The organism is Dongia soli, from assembly GCF_034044715.1.
In the GTDB taxonomy this organism is placed as follows: domain Bacteria; phylum Pseudomonadota; class Alphaproteobacteria; order Dongiales; family Dongiaceae; genus Dongia_B; species Dongia_B soli.
In genome coordinates, this window is the sequence record NZ_JAXCLW010000005.1 from 1 (window position 1) to 15,550 (window position 15,550).

Here is a 15,550-nt window from a genome sequence, read left to right on the forward strand (position 1 = left end):
TTGGTCAAGCTCTACGATGACGCCAAGACATACCCGGACGGGAAATGGCTGACAGTTGAGATTTCATCCGCAGATGATCGGCATGACGTGACGGAGCTTTTGACGATGAAGCGCCCTCCACGGCAAGGCGGTTGAATGTTGCCGCAATGCTGATTTTCGGGCGCCGCAAATGTCCGGGATTTAATGGTGCGAAGCTCGGGCGACCGTCCGAAAACGCAAGAAAGAATTCGGAAGGCTGGACTAGATCCAAGTCTTGGACGGTTCAGGCATTTGCGCAACGAAGCTAGATGTTCGATCCACCATGTGGATAATTGGAGTTCCGCCATGCGCTGGCCCGCTATGCCGCAGGCCGTCGTTGGTTGTGCCGTGATATAGATTCGCTATGCTCGCTCGGAGACTACGCGATCTAGGGCCGGAAAGTTTCCAGGCGTAGCGGACTGCATCTCCGACCAAGACGGCCTTGTTTCGAAGCTTGACTTTCGGCCAATCTGGCTAGGTCCAAATATATTTCGGCGGATTGCGCATCAAAGATAATCAACCAACCGCACGGCTATGCGACATAGAAGCGAGAAAAGTGATCCATGTCGTGTGCAGTTGCCGCCACCAAGCGCTACCGGATTAGCCAAGAATAAGCAGGCAGATCAAGCCCGTACTGGCATTGATCCCAGAGCGAACCGCACAGCTTGTGACTGGCCGAGTCTGGCTTTTCAAGTCCACCGACGATAGGATCGCTTCGCGAGTCTTGGAGGCCTGGCCAGACGCCAGCCAATTGCCTTTTCAGGGCGCTTCCAACGTAAGCGAGAAGGTAGAGTGGTGATCGAAAAATTTAATACGGGCGTCCCAGGGTTGGATCGGATTCTGGCAGGTGGCTTTCAGCGCGGATCTGCCTACATCCTGCAGGGCCCGCCGGGCGCCGGCAAGACTGTCTTGGCTAACCAGTTCTGCTTCTCACATGCCCGAGGTGGAGGGCGCGCGCTCTACATGAGCCTGTTGGCCGAGAGCCACGATAGAATGCTCGCTTATATGAGCGAGATGGCATTCTACGATTCGTCCTTCTTGCCGGAGAACCTGCAGTATGTGAGCGGTTTTGGGGTGCTTGAACGGGAAGGCCTGCCAGGCCTGCTCAAACTGATGCAGCATGAGATCAAGCGGCATCGAGCCACTGCCGTCGTTCTAGACGGTATCTTCGTCGCGCATTCCGACGTGACGGAGGGGGAATACCGCAAATTCGTTCACGAGCTTCAGGGGGTTGCCAACTACCTGAACGCCGTCCTCGTCATGCTCACACATCAGAACCGCAACTCCGGAAGCCCTGAGCATACGATGGTCGACGGATGGATAGAGCTTTCCGACGAGCTGAAGGACTTTCGCTCTTATCGCACCATCCAGGTCAAGAAGCATCGCGGTTCTGGCATTTTACCTGGCAAGCACCATTTCAGAATAGACGACCAGGGAATTTCCGTTTTCCCTCGTGTCGAGGTTATTCCCACCAGGGAGCTGACCCGGCGATTGCCGTCCGTCCGGATATCCACGGGCATTGGCGATCTGGACAAGATGCTTTGCGGCGGCCTAACCAAAGCCTCGGCCACGGTCGTCTTCGGCCCTACCGGTACCGGAAAGACGACCCTGGCCCTGCATTTTCTGGCGGAGGCCACGCCGCAGGAGCCGGCGATCATGCTCGGCCTTTACGAAACTCCGGCCGGCCTCTTGAATAAAGCAGGTAGCATCGGACTCGACCTAGATGCTGCGATCGCCTCCGGAGCGGTCGAACTCGTCTGGCGTCCGTCCGCGGAGAATCTCGTGGACGAACTCGTCCTTGACCTGCTTGCGAAGGTCGAGGCGCGTGGCGCAAAGCGTGTTGTGGTCGACGGGATTGTTGCTCTGCGGGACAATTTGGTCGCAAGGGGACGTTTCGCCTATATCCTGAGTGCGATGAATGCCCGCCTGAGCGAGCTTGGCGCCACGGTCGTCTATACGTCGGAGATCCGCGACATGCATGCGCCCAGCATGTTGCCAAGCGACGATATCTCCATGTTCGTCGAGAATGTGATTGTCTTAACCTATCTTCGCCAGGAAGATGCGCTGCGCCGGTCTCTTTCGGTATTGAAGCTGCGAGACAGCGACTTTGACCCAAGGGCAAGGGAATTCTATATCGGCGATTCCGGTATCATTTTCGGGATGGACCCGCAGCTTCGTCAAAATGGAGCATAAATCGCTGTGCTTCGCATTCTGCTCGTGGAAGACGAAAGGCTCCTCTCGACGGTCACGAGCGTGACGCTGGAAGACGCCGGCTATCACGTCACCGTTGCATTCGACGGCCAGAATGGCTTCGAAATCGCCCTTCAAGATCGGCCGGAACTGATCATCACGGATTTCATGATGCCGCGCATGACAGGATTGGAAATGACGGCAAAATTGCGCCAGCATGGGTTTGCGGGGCCCATCGTGCTTACCACCTCTGTGCCCGAGGCTCAATTGCCGGGGCGCAACGAATACAACGCTTATCTAGCCAAGCCGTATACGGAAAGCCAATTGCTCAAAATCTTGGACAAATTCATACCCTGAAGGGCAAATTGGGTTTCGGCCAGTCTAGCATCGCGGGGAACCGTGCGGCTGCCGGTGATCGAACTCCGCGCGGTTCGGGACGAACATGAATGCCACGACGGGTTGGCGATATCGATAACCAGCCCCTGAGCAGCAAAAGAGATCGGAACCCACCCACTCGCTGCAAGGATCCTACGTCTGCAACAAGAGGCCGACGTTGTGGCGGCGGAAGGCATCTCGGAAAGCGCCTTTTCCATTTGGAATCAAAGAGATAGATCGTTATATGCCGAGTGGCGGTCTCGCCTTGGGTGGGCTGTACGAAGTCGCCGGCGGCGGGCGCCCGGATCTCTTCGCGCCGGCGCTGGCCCAGGCCCGGTTGAAGCCGGGCCGGGTCATCTACATGGAAGCTGGTGACCGAGAAGACAGCATTGGCTGCAGCAAGCCGCTGAGACGGCCGGGACGATCGGCATCGTCGTGCGCCGCTGGCGTCGCCAAGCGGAAGCATCCGATTTCGGCCAGCCAACGGCCGCCGTCCCGCGCTGGCGGGTCTCGGTCCTGCCCTCGGCGCCGTTGCCGGTCCCGCAACCAGTGGGCCAAGCTCTGGAGGCCGGGTGATCATCCGACGAAGAATTCGGTAATCTCCTGTCCGCTCAAGTTCGCGAGCCCACCGCGCGTGCTTCGTATCTCAGCTTTCGGAACCGCATCGCGCGGGCTCCGGTGTAGCGAATAGATCGATTTGCGACATGGAGGTTATTGGGAGCCGTTCTTGCGCTTGCCCTTGGCCGGTTTCGCCCGGGCCAGGAGAAGATCGATGAAGTCGATAACCAAGGCTAGATCGTCATCCGAAAGTTCGGCCAGCCGGCCTTCAAGGACATGGCGCTTCGCGGAGGTCGTCCCAGGGATGCCACTAAAACGTTTCTCGATCGCGGCGAGCGGGTCCAAGCCCATCTGATGACAGACCGCCTCTATGGTTCGTATCGAGGGGAGGTGCTGCCCTTGCTCAAGCTTGTGCAACCCCTGACGATTGACGTCCGCCTCGCGCGCCACAGCCGCAAGGCGCATGCCTTGAGCTTCCCTGACGGTCTTGATGAACGTGCCGAAGGTCTCGGCGCTGAAGTGGCGAAGGTGGGTGGTCTTTGGAGGCCGCGGCATACCCCTGTTCCGCAATCGCCAGCAACGGCATTTCCTGCCTCGTCTTATCGCATAGTCTCCGGCGCGATTCAGTATTATGCAAAACCGGATTCATTAATTAGCAAATCGCGCATTTATTCTGCAAACCGACAAACTTGACAAAACCGGCCGCCAAGATTATTTAACCGATAAGTTATTTAACCAATCGGTGAAATGATATGTCAGCCGATCATTTGAGCATGACTTTCGCGGCTTTGGCCGATCCGACGCGCCGGGCGATCCTGGCGCGGCTGGCTTTGGGCGAGACCTCGGTGACAGAATTGGCGGAACCTTTCGAGATGAGCCTGCCGGCGATTTCCAAGCATTTGAAAGTGCTGGAACGGGCGGGGCTTATTACCCGCGGCCGGGAAGCGCAATGGCGTCCATGCCGCATCGAGGCCGGTGCGTTGAAAGACGTGGATGACTGGCTCAATTTCTATCGGCGTTTTTGGGATGAGCGGTTCGATCGGCTGGATGATTTTCTTCGCCAACAACAAAAGGGAGAGAAAAAATGAGCGCAGACAATGAGCGTGTGCTCGTCATCACCCGTGTCTTCAAGGGGCCACGTCATCTGATTTTCAATGCCTGGGCTGACCCGGCGCAATCCCGGCAATGGATGGGGCCGCGCGGCTTCACCGCGACCGAGGTGACCCAGGATGCGCGACCCGGCGGCATCTGGCGACTTTGCCTGCGGGCCGATGACGGCAGCCGCGAGCTGTGGCAGGGCGGGGTCTTTCGCGAGATCACGCCACCCGAGCGGCTCGTCTTCACCTTCGCCTGGGATGATGCGGCCGGCTGTCCCGGACATGAGATGCTGGTGACGGTGACTTTTGCGGAGCGGGAAGACGGCACGACGCTGATGACCTTCCGCCAGGAGCTCTTCGACACGATCGAAAATCGCGACGGGCACCGCGACGGCTGGGACAGCACCTTCGACCGGTTGGCGGATCATTTGGCGGCAATACAGGGAAGGCATGCAGGATGAAACTTTATCTCACCCCCGCCGCCTGCAGCTTGGCCGATCATATCGCGCTTTGCGAGGCGAAGATCGCTGTCGAGACGGTCAAGGTCGATCTCACGACGCGGCGCATGGAAGACGGTGGCGATTTCACCAAGATCAATCCGAAGGGTTATGTGCCCGCCTTGGAACTGGATGACGGCACCGTGCTGACGGAGAATGCGGCAATCCTCTGCTGGGTCGCCGACCGCGCGCCTGATCTGGCGCCGCATGGCGAGATGGGGCGGATCCGCCTGATCGAGATGCTGAGCTTCATCGCCAGCGAGATACACAAGCCCTTCATCCGCAGCTTCTTTCCCATCGATGAGAAAGATAGGGAGACGGCCGACCGGATGATTGCCACAAGGCTGGCTTTTCTGGAGGAGCAATTGTGCGGCGATTATCTGTTCGGCGAGAGCTATAGCGTCGCCGATGCCTATCTCTATGTCATGCTGCACTGGGCCAATCTGACCAAGCGGCAGGTGCCGGCGAAGCTCGCCGCGTTCTTTGAACGCGTCCATCGCCGGCCGGCGGTGCAAGAGGCGCTGCGGCGCGAAGGGCTCGCCCAATAGCGAGGCGCAACCCATGTCGGCAGGCCTGGCATCACGCTCGCCTTTGACAATGCCACCGAACTGGACAACAGTAAAACGCCCATGCAGAGGCCTGGACGTTAAGAATGCTGCCCTGCGTTTGGGGAGGAATGTTGCAGCGCGGCCTTGCCATCGCCGTCTGCGGAAATACCGGCAAAATTCCAGCTTTCAACCGCGTTTACGAACGACCGTGCCGATCGTCAGGAGGCAGAGATGAAAGCCGAACCGCAGAAGGAACATCGCTGGCTGGACCGCTTCATCGGCGATTGGAGCTTCGAAGCCCAGGCGCTCGTGAAGCCGGGAGCTGGGATCGTGCCGGGACAGTCGGCGGAGACCTTCAGGGGGAAGGAACATGTGCGCTCGCTCGGTGGGTTATGGATCGTGGCGGAAGGTGAGGGCGAGATGCCGGGCGGAGGCATGGCCACGACTTTGATGACCTTGGGCTATGACAGCGCGAACCGGCGTTACATCGGCACCTGGATCGGCTCGATGATGAGCTATCTCTGGGTTTATGACGGCAAGCTGGATACGGCGGAACGCATGCTGACGCTGGATTCGGTCGGTCCCAGTTTCCGCACGGAAAACAAGTTGGCGAAATATCAAGACATTACGGAGTTCAGGGACGATGGCGTCAGGATCATGACCTCCCGGATCCTGCTGGATAACGGGACCTGGCACGAGTTCATGACGGTGCAATACCGGCGTGGGACTTAAATTGTCAGATTAGGACTTCCATCGGTTCATCGATCGTCGCGAAAAATAAAAATCTGCCTGTCGAATTCCCTCCCGCCGTTCGACTAGGTTGCAATCGGCAAGAGATCAGCCGGGAAGCCTGACTATCAGCAAGGGGAAAATCATGGAAGTTCAACCTTATCTCTTCTTTGACGGCCGCTGCGAAGAAGCGATCGAATTCTACCGCAAGACCTTGAAGGCGGAAGTCGTCATGATGATGCGTTTCAAGGACAATCCGGACCTGAAAGCCAATCAGGGCAAGCCGCAACAGGAGGCGGCGGCCTGCATGCCGGCGGATCTCAACAAAATCATGCATTCGGCTTTGCGAATCGGCGAGACCATGATCCTGGCCTCGGACGGGCGGGGCGAAGGCAAGCCGGAATTCAAAGGTATCTCCTTAGCTCTCACCGCAGCTTCCGAAAGCGAGGCCGATCAGGTCTTCGCGGCGCTCAGCGACGGCGGCCAGGTCCAGCTGCCGCTGACCAAGACTTTCTTCTCGCCGCGTTTCGGCATCGTCGCCGATCGGTTCGGCGTGAACTGGATGGTCGTCACCAAAAGCTGACGCAGACCTTTATTGGCGAGGGCCGCCGGCCGGTCGCGATGGCTGGCCGAGGCGCGCCGTCATTACCGGATCGGATGGAGAACGAAATGCGCTTTATGATGTTGATGATCCCGAAAGGCTATGAAAGTGCCAAACCGGGCGCCATGCCGAGCGCCGAGGCGGTCGCGGCGATGATGAAGTATAACGAAGAACTGCAGAAAGCCGGCGTGCTGGTGGGGCTGGACGGGTTGCATCCGCCCTCGATGGGCGCCAGGGTCTCTTTCGTCGGCGGCAAGGCGAAGGTGACCGATGGTCCCTTCATCGAGGCCAAGGAGGTTCTCGGTGGTTACTGGATGATCAATGTGACCTCGAAGGAGGAAGCCGTCGCCTGGGCGATGCGTTGTCCCGCTTCGGAAAATGAAGTGATCGAGATCCGCCAGGTCCAGGAAATGGAGGATTTTCCCGAGGATGTGCAGAAGGCGGCCGAGGGTTTTTCCGAAATGCGGGCAGCGGCGAAAAATCGCGGGAAGTGACACTGGCGCGTATTGCGGAACGGTTTGCAATTGCGGTGATTGATCATGCGGAATTCATGGGAATTGCAGTCATTGTGATCGTCGTCTTGTTGGGCGGGGTGGCAGTGCTTGCTGCCGCCAAGCCCGACACCTTCCGCGTCGAGCGGTCGATCGATATCAAGGCACCGCCGGAAAAGATCCTCGTCTTCATCGAGGATTTCCACCGCTGGGGCCTGTGGTCGCCTTATGAGAAGCTGGATCCGTCGATGCAGCGCAATTTCAGCGGCGCCGCCACCGGCAAGAGCTCGGTCTATAGCTGGGCGAGCGACGGCAAGGCGGGTGCAGGCCGGATGGAGATCACCGATGTCTCGCCGTCACGGGTTCTCATTCAGCTCGATTTCAGCAAGCCCTTCGAGAGCCATAACCTGGCGGAGTTCACGCTGACGCCGAGCGGGGATGCCACCAATCCCGATACCAAGGTAATCTGGGCGATGTATGGGCCCAATCTCTTCATCGGCAAGGTCATGAGCCTTTTCTTCGACACCGACAAGATGATCGGCGGTGATTTCGAAACCGGCCTCGCCAATCTGAAGGCCCAGGCGGAAAAGACCGATTGAAATAATGAGCCGTCGGTCGCGCCGACGATCAGGCCGTGGCCAATTGTTGCGGCTCGCCGGCTTGCGTCACGGGAAAGCGCAAGGTAACGCGGGTGCCGACGCCGATATGGCTGGCGATATCCAGCGTGCCGCCCTGAATCTCGATCAGCCGGCGGCTGAGCGGCAGGCCGAGGCCGATGCCGCCATGGCGTTTGGTCAGGATGGGTTCGGCCTGCCAGAAGGGGTTCGCCACCAGTTGCAGGTCTTCGCGGGTGATGCCGGGCCCGCCATCCTGGACCGTGATGGTGAGATGGCGGTCGCGGATCAGCGTGACATAGATGCGGATGATGCCATCGACCGGCGTGAAGCGGATCGCATTGTCGAGGATATGGCTCAACGCTTTGCGGGTCGCATGGTGGTCGAGTTCCAGCACCGGCAGATTGGCCGGCACATCCGCCTTGATCGCGATGCGCCGTGTGTCGGCCAAGGGCCGCGCATCGAGCATGCAGGTGTCCAGCAGCGCGTGCAGGGAAACCGGCGCCATCCGTATCTCGTAGTTGTTGGCGTCGAGGCTGGCGAAATCGAGAATGTCGTTGATCTTGCACAGCAGGCGCCGGCTGCTGGACTGGATATCGGCGGCATAAGCCACGCGCGACGCGTCATCCAGCGGTCGGCCGGTCATGGTGAGAAGATCGGAAAAGCCGATGATGGCATTCAGCGGCGTGCGCAATTCATGGCTCATATTGGCCAGGAAGTTGCTCTTCGCCCGGCTGGCCGTCAGCGCCTCTTCGCGCTGTTTCTGGTACATCTGCGCCAGATGTTCGAGATCGACCGCTTGCTTTGCCAGCAATTCATTGGCTTCCATCAGGGCCACCTCGGATTCCTGGCGCCGGCGGTTCTCCTCGGTGAGCTCGGTGGCGCGCTGTTCGGCGGCAATGGTGGCATCACGCTGGGCGGAAACCAGCAGGCTGAGGCCGATGGTGAAGTCGAGAAGCGCGCCGATCATGAAGCCGAAGGGCGCGATGCCCGGGACATCGCGCAGATAGGGATAGTTCGCCAAATGCAGCGCGCGAAGGATGAAGATGGCGCCGACCACGATATGGCCGCGATTAGGCGCGCTGGCATCGCGCCGGATGAAGGACCAGCCGATCAGCGCTAGAATGACGGCGGGTACGGTATAAGGCGGAATGAGATAGAGCAGGCGCGGCGTGCCAAGAACAGGGGTGAGCCCGATCCAGGCAAGCAAGGCGGCGACCAGGATGATGGCGCCCAGCGGATGAAGCGGGCGGTGCCGGTCGAGCCTGCTGCCGAGCCAGAGACAGGCGACGGCGAGGGTGATGCAGATCTCACTAGCCGGGGAGGAGGCCAGGGCACCGGTGGTGGTCGCGAAGGAAAAGCCGTATCGAGCCGCATTCAGGAGAAAAGCAGCGCCCCAGAAGCGCAGATACGGCAAGGAACTGACAGCCGCCAAATAGAAACAGGCAGCACTGACCAGCAAGGCCGCAATCGCCGAGATGACCAACGCCGTTTCAAGGGAAAACATCGATAATCCGGGTCCGCATGTGTCAGCTCAAATAGGGGCGCCGCGCAAGCGGCCTCTTTGGACAAACATCCGAGTTTTAACGGCAGACCGTTAACAGGATGTTGAAAAAATTCCTTCGTCTGTTCAGAACTCCCCCGCCTATAGCGTGCTTTTTTTTGCAGCCGCAAGCACTGTAAGCGCCCTCGTGAAAGCGTCCGAATTTAGACGGATTATTGAGGCAAATCCAACCCAAAGGCCGGGGAAAAATGCGGCGACGGTATTGGCGGCCGCGCCGCGCGAATCCGGTCGCACGCCGTGGCTTGCCCTTATGTCCATGGAATTGCGGCGAGTTGCGGGCCTGGGGCGGTCATTCTGGAGCGCTTATCCACCGGTTTGTTTCGGAAGAATAATCGGCCCGTTAGGAAAATATTTATTTCCTCGAGATAAGGCGGAGGGCGGATGTCACGTCCAGGCGTCCGGCTGCCTCCTATTGCATGGTAAATGGCGCCGGCACGCCAGATGAGCCCGGTGCCGCAAGGCGCCGTTCCTGTCGTTCAGAGTATAAAGGCTGGGGCCCGATGATTACGAAACTCCTCGATTTGCAGTTCCTGTCGCGACTGCGCATTGCAACGCGGATCGCCATCGGTTTCGCGCTGCTTTTGCTGTTGCTGGTGGCCGTGGCGGGAATGAGCTATCTCGGCTTCCATCGCATCGGCAACGACATGGAAAACTTCGCCGGCATTTCCCAGGAAACCACCGGCGTCCTGCAAATCGACCGTGACGGCGCCTTGCTGCGGGTCGATGTCGAGGCCTTTTTCCGCGACCGGGACAAGGAAGCGCTGAAGCGGGTGATGTCCACTTTGGGTAGCTTGAAAAAGCGCCTGTCGGATCAGATCAGCAATACGGCGGAAGCGGGGCGGCGCGCCGCCTTGAGCGAGATGAACCAGGTCATCGACGCCTATCGCACCGACCTCACCGTCGCGACGGCGATGAAGACCACGCAGGACCGCCTGATCAATACAACCTTGCCGAAACTCGGTTCGAAAGCGAGCGGCATCGTCGATGCCCTGCAAAGCCGGGCGATGCAGGCACAGCAATTCCAGGCTGCCGCCATTGCCGGTCAGTTGCAGGCGAGCATCATGACATCGCGCCTTGCCTCGGCACGTTATACCGCGACGCCCGATCCCAAGCTGATCGATGATGCGGTGAAGAGCGTCAGTGACTTCAATGCCGGCGGCACTGCGCTGCTGGCCGCCTTCTCAGGCGATGCGCAGGCCCAAAGCGATGTCGACGATGCGCGTAAATCCCTGCAAGATTATGTCGCCTCGCTCAACCAGTTGAAGGCGGTGAGCGACAAGATCAGCGGGTTGCTGCGCGACAAAATGGCAAAGGAAATGGCGCGTTTCACCGATCTCGCCGCCGAGGTGCGCGACCAGCGTCTGGCAAGGATGGGTGAGGTCAAGGCCGCTGCCGATACGGCGATCCGCAACATTCGCATGCAGACCATCGCCGGTGTGGTCATCGCGCTGATCCTGGGCGTCGGGTCGGCGATGCTGATCGGCCGCAGTGTCTCGCGCCCGATCCGGTCGATGACAGCGGTGATGCATCATCTGGCGGAAGGCAATCTGGACACCGAGATTCCCGCCCAGGAGAATCGCGACGAGATCGGCGACATGGCGCGGACCGTCGTCGTCTTCAAGGATGCGCTGGTCAGCCAGCGTGCGGCGGATCAGGCGGCCAAGGCCGATGCCGAGGTCAAGCTGCAGCGCGCCCAGGCCCTCGATCATCTGATTGCCGGTTTCGAAGGCAAGGTGGGCGAATTGGTCACCGCTTTGTCCTCGGCGGCCACCGAACTGGAAGGCTCGGCGCAATCCATGTCGAGCACGGCGGCCCAGACCAACCAGCAATCCACCGCCGTGGCTGCGGCAGCGGAACAGGCGACCGCCAATGTGCAGACGGTGGCGGCCGCGACGGAAGAATTGACCTCCTCGATCCAGGAAATCGGCCGTCAGGTGGCGCAGTCAAGCACCATGGCGCGGCGCGCGGTCGATGAGGCCCGCGAGACCGACCGGCAGATCCAGGGGCTCGCCAGCTCTGCCGAAGCGATTGGCGAGGTCATCAATCTGATCAACGACATTGCGGGCCAGACCAATCTGCTTGCCCTCAATGCGACGATCGAGGCGGCGCGGGCCGGCGAGGCCGGGCGCGGCTTTGCGGTGGTCGCTTCCGAAGTCAAGAACCTCGCCACCCAGACGGCGCGGGCGACGGATGAAATCGGCAGCAAGATCACCGAGATCCAGAGTTCGACCCAGCAGGCAGTGGGCGCCATCCAGAACATCGCCAAGGTGATCGAGGAACTGAACCAGATCGCCGCCGCCATCGCTGCGGCAGTCGAGGAACAGTCGGCGGCAACGGCTGAGATTGCCCGTAACGTCCAGGAAGCAAGCCGCGGCACCACCGAGGTCTCCGGCAACATCCTCAGCGTCACGGAAGCCGCCAAGGAAACCGGCTTGGCGGCGGGGCAGGTGCTCGATGCCGCCACGGTGCTCGGCCGGCAGTCGCAGAGCCTGAACGGCGAGGTCGATCAATTCATCACTCAGGTCCGGGCGATCTAAGCCTAGGAACTGCATCGTCCGATAGGAACGGCCGCGACGGGAGTACTGTCGTGGCCGTCTTTTTTCATGCTAGATTGCTGCTTCGGATTTCCGCAAAACGGGGGCAGTCGATGCTGGGCCGGGTTTTGATTATCGGAATTTCCTTGAGCAGCCTACTGATGCTAGCTGCCTGCGGCGGCGGCGGGGCGAGCCAGGACACCACGGTGCGCAACACCACGGTGAGCAAGGGCCAGGCCTTGATCGATCTCAAGAACGCCTATGATTCCGGCGCCATGAGCAAAGACGAATACGAAGAAGAACGGGACAAGATACTCGACGAGTAATCAGCGAGACTATCGGGAGGGTGGCGATGACACGATCCTATGTCACTGCCGCGACGATCGCCGCGTCGCTGGTCGCGACCGCTCTGTTGCTCGCGTCATGCGGATCGGACCATAAGACCATCACCAACCGCCTGGTGCCGATGGCGCAATCGGAGGCGGATCTGAGACGCGCTCTGGATATGGGCGCGATCTCGCAATCCGAATACAATGACCAGATCGATAGGCTGCATCACGGCGATTAGGCGTCAATCGAAGTGATAGGTGAAGCCGATATGGGCGGCGGCGTTCTGCTCGTCGAGCTTCCAGCCCTTGCCGTCGGCGGCGCAGCAGGCATTCGCTACCTGATCGTTGCCGCCGACGCTCATATACCGGTAGTTCAATTGCGCTGACCAGCTTTCCGTCGGCTTGTATTGCAACGCATCGCCCGACGGCTCGTCCGGCGCTTTCATCGGCTTAAGCGCGGCCTCATTGACGGTGCGGGAGGTCGCGGGCGGGGTCGGTTCGGTCGTGGTTGGCGAGCTGGCATCGGCTTGGCCGGCTAGGGCCGGCGCGCCATTCAGATCCGATTCGCCAGTCAGCGGCTGGGTGATCGGCGTCGTCGCGCCGACAACATTGACGGCATCACTGGAGACCGAGAGATCGACATTGGCGCCGGCCTGGGCAATGGGCGGCGTGTTGGAGACCGTCATATCCGTTGCGTTGAACGTGACATCGGGTTTAGCCCGGACATCATCACCCGCCGCATTGGTCAGCAGCCCCAGGCCGCCGAGGCTGATGATGGCGGCCGTCGCGGCCAGAGCATGCATAACAGGTCGCATGAGAATCACCCTTCAATCCGTTGCAACCAGGTTTTTTTGTCCGCCGTTAGCCCAGAGAAGGGACGAGCCGCACCGTGGTTGACCAAGTCGGAAAGAAACGTGCCGGCGGATCGATAGTTCCACTGCCGTGAGTTATCTATTGGTGACCAATTTCTAGCGTCCCGGCTGCATTTGTCACGGAATGATCACAGCCCCGTGAAACCGGTTTGGCATAACGAGTCGGGGAAAGACAAACCGCCCGACTGCTTCGACAATCGGCGGTTTGTTGTAACTTCAGCAACTTCGGATGCGAAGTTATGTGCCCATTGCCGCTTTCACTCTCTCCGCCGTGATCGGCAGGGACCGGACCCGTGCTCCAACGGCACGATGGATCGCATTGGCGATGGCCGGGGCCACGGCATTGAGTGGCGGCTCGCCGAGGCCGACCGGGAATTCCGTACTGTCGGTCACATAGGAGACATCCAGTTCCGGGACCTGCGACATGCGGAGCGGCGTGTAGCTGTCGAAGTTCTCGGGCTGGATCCGGCCATTCTCAAACTGGCCCTGCTCATGGAGGGCGATGCTGACGCCCCAGAGGGTAGCGCTCTCCATCTGCGAAATGATGCCATCAGGATTGATCGGCAGGCCGGCATCCAGCACCTGGGTGATCTTATGCACGGTCACATCGCCGGTCTGGCGATCGACCGAGACCTCCACGGCACAGGCGGCGAAAGTCGGGACAGCGTGGCTTTGGCCGGCACTGACGGCCAGGCCGATCGCCGTATCGGCGGGCAGGGTTTTCTTGCCATAACCGGAACGCTCGGCCACCATTTGAAGAACGGCGGCCTGACGCTTGGCGCCGCCGCGATTGCTCACCGTGTCGCCACCTGCCTGCCGGCCGGCGCCGTCGAGATGCTTGAGGCGGAAGTCGAGCGGATCGGCCTTCGCCTTTTCCGCCATTTCATCGATGAAGCTTTCGACGGCCCAGGTGGTGAAGCCGGGACCAACGGCCCGTAGCCAGCCTGGCGGCAGCACTTCCTGGGAATGTTCATTCTTGATGGCGCGCAGATGATGGTTGGGCAGGCTGTACCAGAAATCGGCGCCATCGAGCGCGGAATCATCGAGCTTTGTCTTGCCGTCGGCACCGGTCGACATGAAGAACGGCGCGATCATCGCCATCGGCCAACCCGCCACCACATCGTGACGCACGGCGGCGAGTTTGCCATCGGCATCGAGCGAGCCTTGCATCGCCTGGTAGCTGGGCGCACGGGCGCAATCGAAAGCGAAATCGTCGGCACGGCTGTAGATCAGCTTCACCGGCCGTTCCATGGCCTTGGCAGCGAGCGCGGCGGGGATCATGTAGTCGCTATAGAGACGCCGGCCGAAGCCACCGCCGAGAAATTGCTGGTGGACGATGACATTCGCCGGATCCATGCCGAGTGCTGCGCCGACCATCTGCATGCCCGAGGTCTGGAACTGATTGCCGCAATAGATGTGGCAGGTGCCATCGACCAGCACCGCCGTGGCATTGACCGGTTCCATCGTCGCATGGAAATTGGGATCGGTCGTATAGACGACGTCCAGCTTGTTCGCATCCTTGGCGAGGAGATCTTCTGCGTGACCCTCATTCACGCTGCTGACGCCGGATTTGGGATCATCCGATAGCTTCTTCGCCGCCTCGAAAATTGTCTGGGTCGAAGCGGTCGCATTAGGACCGGTGTCGTAGCTGACTTTGATCGCATCGGCGGCCTGGCTGGCGGCGTGATAGGTCTCTGCCGTCACCACCACCCAGCCATCGAAATGCTTGCTGGGATCGTCGATCTTGATGGCTTTGACATAGCCTTTGACGCCCTTGGCGCCGCTATCGTCGATGGCGGTCACGCGGGAGCCGGTCCGGGTTGGTGGCACGATCGGCTTGCCGTAAAGCATGCCGGGCAGAAAGACATCAATGCCGTAGCGGGCGGTGCCGTTGGTCTTGGGCGGAATGTCGAGAGCAGGGATCGGCTTGCCGACGATCTTGTAGTTCGCCGGTTCCTTCAGCTTGATCGCCGCCCAATCACTTTCGCCGATGGCATTGCCGATATGCCCCTGCGTGATCAGCTCGCCATAGGTGATCGATTTTCCCGAACTGTGCTTGACCGTGCCGTCGGCGGCACTGCATTCACCTTCCGGCACCTGCCAATGTTTCGCTGCCGCTTTGATAAGCGCCATGCGGCCGGCGGCACCGGCGCGCGACATGGTGTCGAAACTGGTATTCACGCTGGTCGAGCCGCCGGTGATCATGAGGCCCCATTTCGGCGCGCTGTCCACATGTTCGATGCGTACATGCTCCCAGGGCACTTCCAGCTCCTCGGCGAGCGCCTGGGCAAGAGGCGTGCCGACATGCTGGCCCATCTCCGCCTTGGTGATATAGACCGTCGTCGTCATATCCGGCGCCATCGAAAACCAGAGGTTCGGCGCGAAATCTTCGGCGCCGGGCAGGATCACATCGGCCTGTGCCGAGGGCATGCGGCCGAAACCGGCGACCAGGCCGATGCTGGCCAGGGAGCCGACCAGGAAGCCGCGACGATCGAGAACGCCTTTATCGGTCGTGGGGGTGAGATCGTTCATG

General features: G+C 60.2%; 17 protein-coding genes. 13 read left to right on the top strand and 4 right to left on the bottom strand.

Features of this window, described 5'->3' with window-relative positions; translation table 11 throughout:
- The 3 genes from SMD27_RS24225 (at position 1) to SMD27_RS16720 (ending at position 2,565) form a co-directional block, all read left to right on the top strand.
- Positions 1 to 135, top strand: coding sequence for a DUF3788 family protein (locus SMD27_RS24225; protein WP_407651940.1), 135 nt, complete (start codon positions 1 to 3; stop codon positions 133 to 135).
- 675 nt (positions 136 to 810) lie between these two features.
- Positions 811 to 2,211 (top strand): ATPase domain-containing protein, encoded by a 1,401-nt coding sequence (locus tag SMD27_RS16715; protein ID WP_320509563.1) that lies wholly within the window; start codon positions 811 to 813, stop codon positions 2,209 to 2,211.
- A 6-nt stretch (positions 2,212 to 2,217) separates the two neighbouring features.
- Positions 2,218 to 2,565 carry a response regulator gene (locus SMD27_RS16720; RefSeq protein WP_320509564.1) on the top strand — a complete coding sequence of 116 codons (348 nt, stop codon included), beginning with the start codon at positions 2,218 to 2,220 and terminating at the stop codon, positions 2,563 to 2,565.
- 729 nt (positions 2,566 to 3,294) lie between these two features.
- Here the strand turns inward: SMD27_RS16720 and SMD27_RS16730 are convergent.
- Positions 3,295 to 3,696: a helix-turn-helix domain-containing protein gene (locus SMD27_RS16730; RefSeq protein WP_320509565.1), complete on the bottom strand. Its 402-nt coding sequence runs from the start codon at positions 3,694 to 3,696 to the stop codon at positions 3,295 to 3,297.
- Between the two features lie 197 nt (positions 3,697 to 3,893).
- On the opposite strand from SMD27_RS16730, the gene SMD27_RS16735 reads away from it, so the two are divergent.
- From SMD27_RS16735 to SMD27_RS16765, 7 genes are all read left to right on the top strand, one after another.
- Positions 3,894 to 4,229, top strand: a complete 336-nt coding sequence (locus tag SMD27_RS16735) for an ArsR/SmtB family transcription factor (protein WP_320509566.1) — start codon at positions 3,894 to 3,896, stop codon at positions 4,227 to 4,229.
- Positions 4,226 to 4,699, top strand: coding sequence for an SRPBCC domain-containing protein (locus tag SMD27_RS16740; RefSeq protein WP_320509567.1), 474 nt, complete (start codon positions 4,226 to 4,228; stop codon positions 4,697 to 4,699). The genes SMD27_RS16735 and SMD27_RS16740 overlap by 4 nt, the downstream gene beginning before the upstream one ends.
- Positions 4,696 to 5,283 carry a glutathione S-transferase family protein gene (locus SMD27_RS16745; RefSeq protein WP_320509568.1) on the top strand — a complete coding sequence of 196 codons (588 nt, stop codon included), beginning with the start codon at positions 4,696 to 4,698 and terminating at the stop codon, positions 5,281 to 5,283. The genes SMD27_RS16740 and SMD27_RS16745 overlap by 4 nt, the downstream gene beginning before the upstream one ends.
- Positions 5,284 to 5,514: 231 nt before the next feature.
- Positions 5,515 to 6,015 (top strand): DUF1579 domain-containing protein, encoded by a 501-nt coding sequence (locus SMD27_RS16750; protein WP_320509569.1) that lies wholly within the window; start codon positions 5,515 to 5,517, stop codon positions 6,013 to 6,015.
- 142 nt (positions 6,016 to 6,157) lie between these two features.
- A complete protein-coding gene (locus SMD27_RS16755; protein WP_320509570.1) occupies positions 6,158 to 6,595 on the top strand; it encodes a VOC family protein in 438 nt (145 codons plus the stop codon).
- An 86-nt stretch (positions 6,596 to 6,681) separates the two neighbouring features.
- On the top strand, positions 6,682 to 7,107 hold the full coding sequence (locus SMD27_RS16760) for a YciI family protein (protein WP_320509571.1): 426 nt from the start codon (positions 6,682 to 6,684) through the stop codon (positions 7,105 to 7,107).
- A gap of 56 nt (positions 7,108 to 7,163) precedes the next feature.
- Positions 7,164 to 7,703 carry an SRPBCC family protein gene (locus SMD27_RS16765; RefSeq protein ID WP_320509572.1) on the top strand — a complete coding sequence of 180 codons (540 nt, stop codon included), beginning with the start codon at positions 7,164 to 7,166 and terminating at the stop codon, positions 7,701 to 7,703.
- Positions 7,704 to 7,731: 28 nt separating this feature from the next.
- Here the strand turns inward: SMD27_RS16765 and SMD27_RS16770 are convergent, their stop codons facing one another.
- Entirely contained in the window at positions 7,732 to 9,225 is a 1,494-nt protein-coding gene (locus tag SMD27_RS16770; RefSeq protein ID WP_320509573.1) for a sensor histidine kinase, read from the bottom strand.
- A 557-nt stretch (positions 9,226 to 9,782) separates the two neighbouring features.
- On the opposite strand from SMD27_RS16770, the gene SMD27_RS16775 reads away from it, so the two are divergent.
- The 3 genes from SMD27_RS16775 to SMD27_RS16785 all read left to right on the top strand — a co-directional run bounded on the left by SMD27_RS16775 (position 9,783) and on the right by SMD27_RS16785 (position 12,384).
- On the top strand, positions 9,783 to 11,819 hold the full coding sequence (locus tag SMD27_RS16775; protein ID WP_320509574.1) for a methyl-accepting chemotaxis protein: 2,037 nt from the start codon (positions 9,783 to 9,785) through the stop codon (positions 11,817 to 11,819).
- 143 nt (positions 11,820 to 11,962) lie between these two features.
- The gene (locus SMD27_RS16780; protein WP_320509575.1) at positions 11,963 to 12,142 is read left to right on the top strand and encodes an SHOCT domain-containing protein; all 180 of its coding nucleotides are present in this window, start codon (positions 11,963 to 11,965) and stop codon (positions 12,140 to 12,142) included.
- A 26-nt stretch (positions 12,143 to 12,168) separates the two neighbouring features.
- On the top strand, positions 12,169 to 12,384 hold the full coding sequence (locus SMD27_RS16785) for a hypothetical protein (RefSeq protein WP_320509576.1): 216 nt from the start codon (positions 12,169 to 12,171) through the stop codon (positions 12,382 to 12,384).
- Positions 12,385 to 12,387: 3 nt separating this feature from the next.
- On the opposite strand, the gene SMD27_RS16790 is transcribed toward SMD27_RS16785, so the two are convergent.
- Both SMD27_RS16790 and SMD27_RS16795 read right to left on the bottom strand, forming a co-directional pair.
- Positions 12,388 to 12,960: a hypothetical protein gene (locus tag SMD27_RS16790; RefSeq protein ID WP_320509577.1), complete on the bottom strand. Its 573-nt coding sequence runs from the start codon at positions 12,958 to 12,960 to the stop codon at positions 12,388 to 12,390.
- 294 nt (positions 12,961 to 13,254) lie between these two features.
- Positions 13,255 to 15,549: a xanthine dehydrogenase family protein molybdopterin-binding subunit gene (locus SMD27_RS16795; RefSeq protein ID WP_320509578.1), complete on the bottom strand. Its 2,295-nt coding sequence runs from the start codon at positions 15,547 to 15,549 to the stop codon at positions 13,255 to 13,257.
- Position 15,550: the final 1 nt, after the last annotated feature.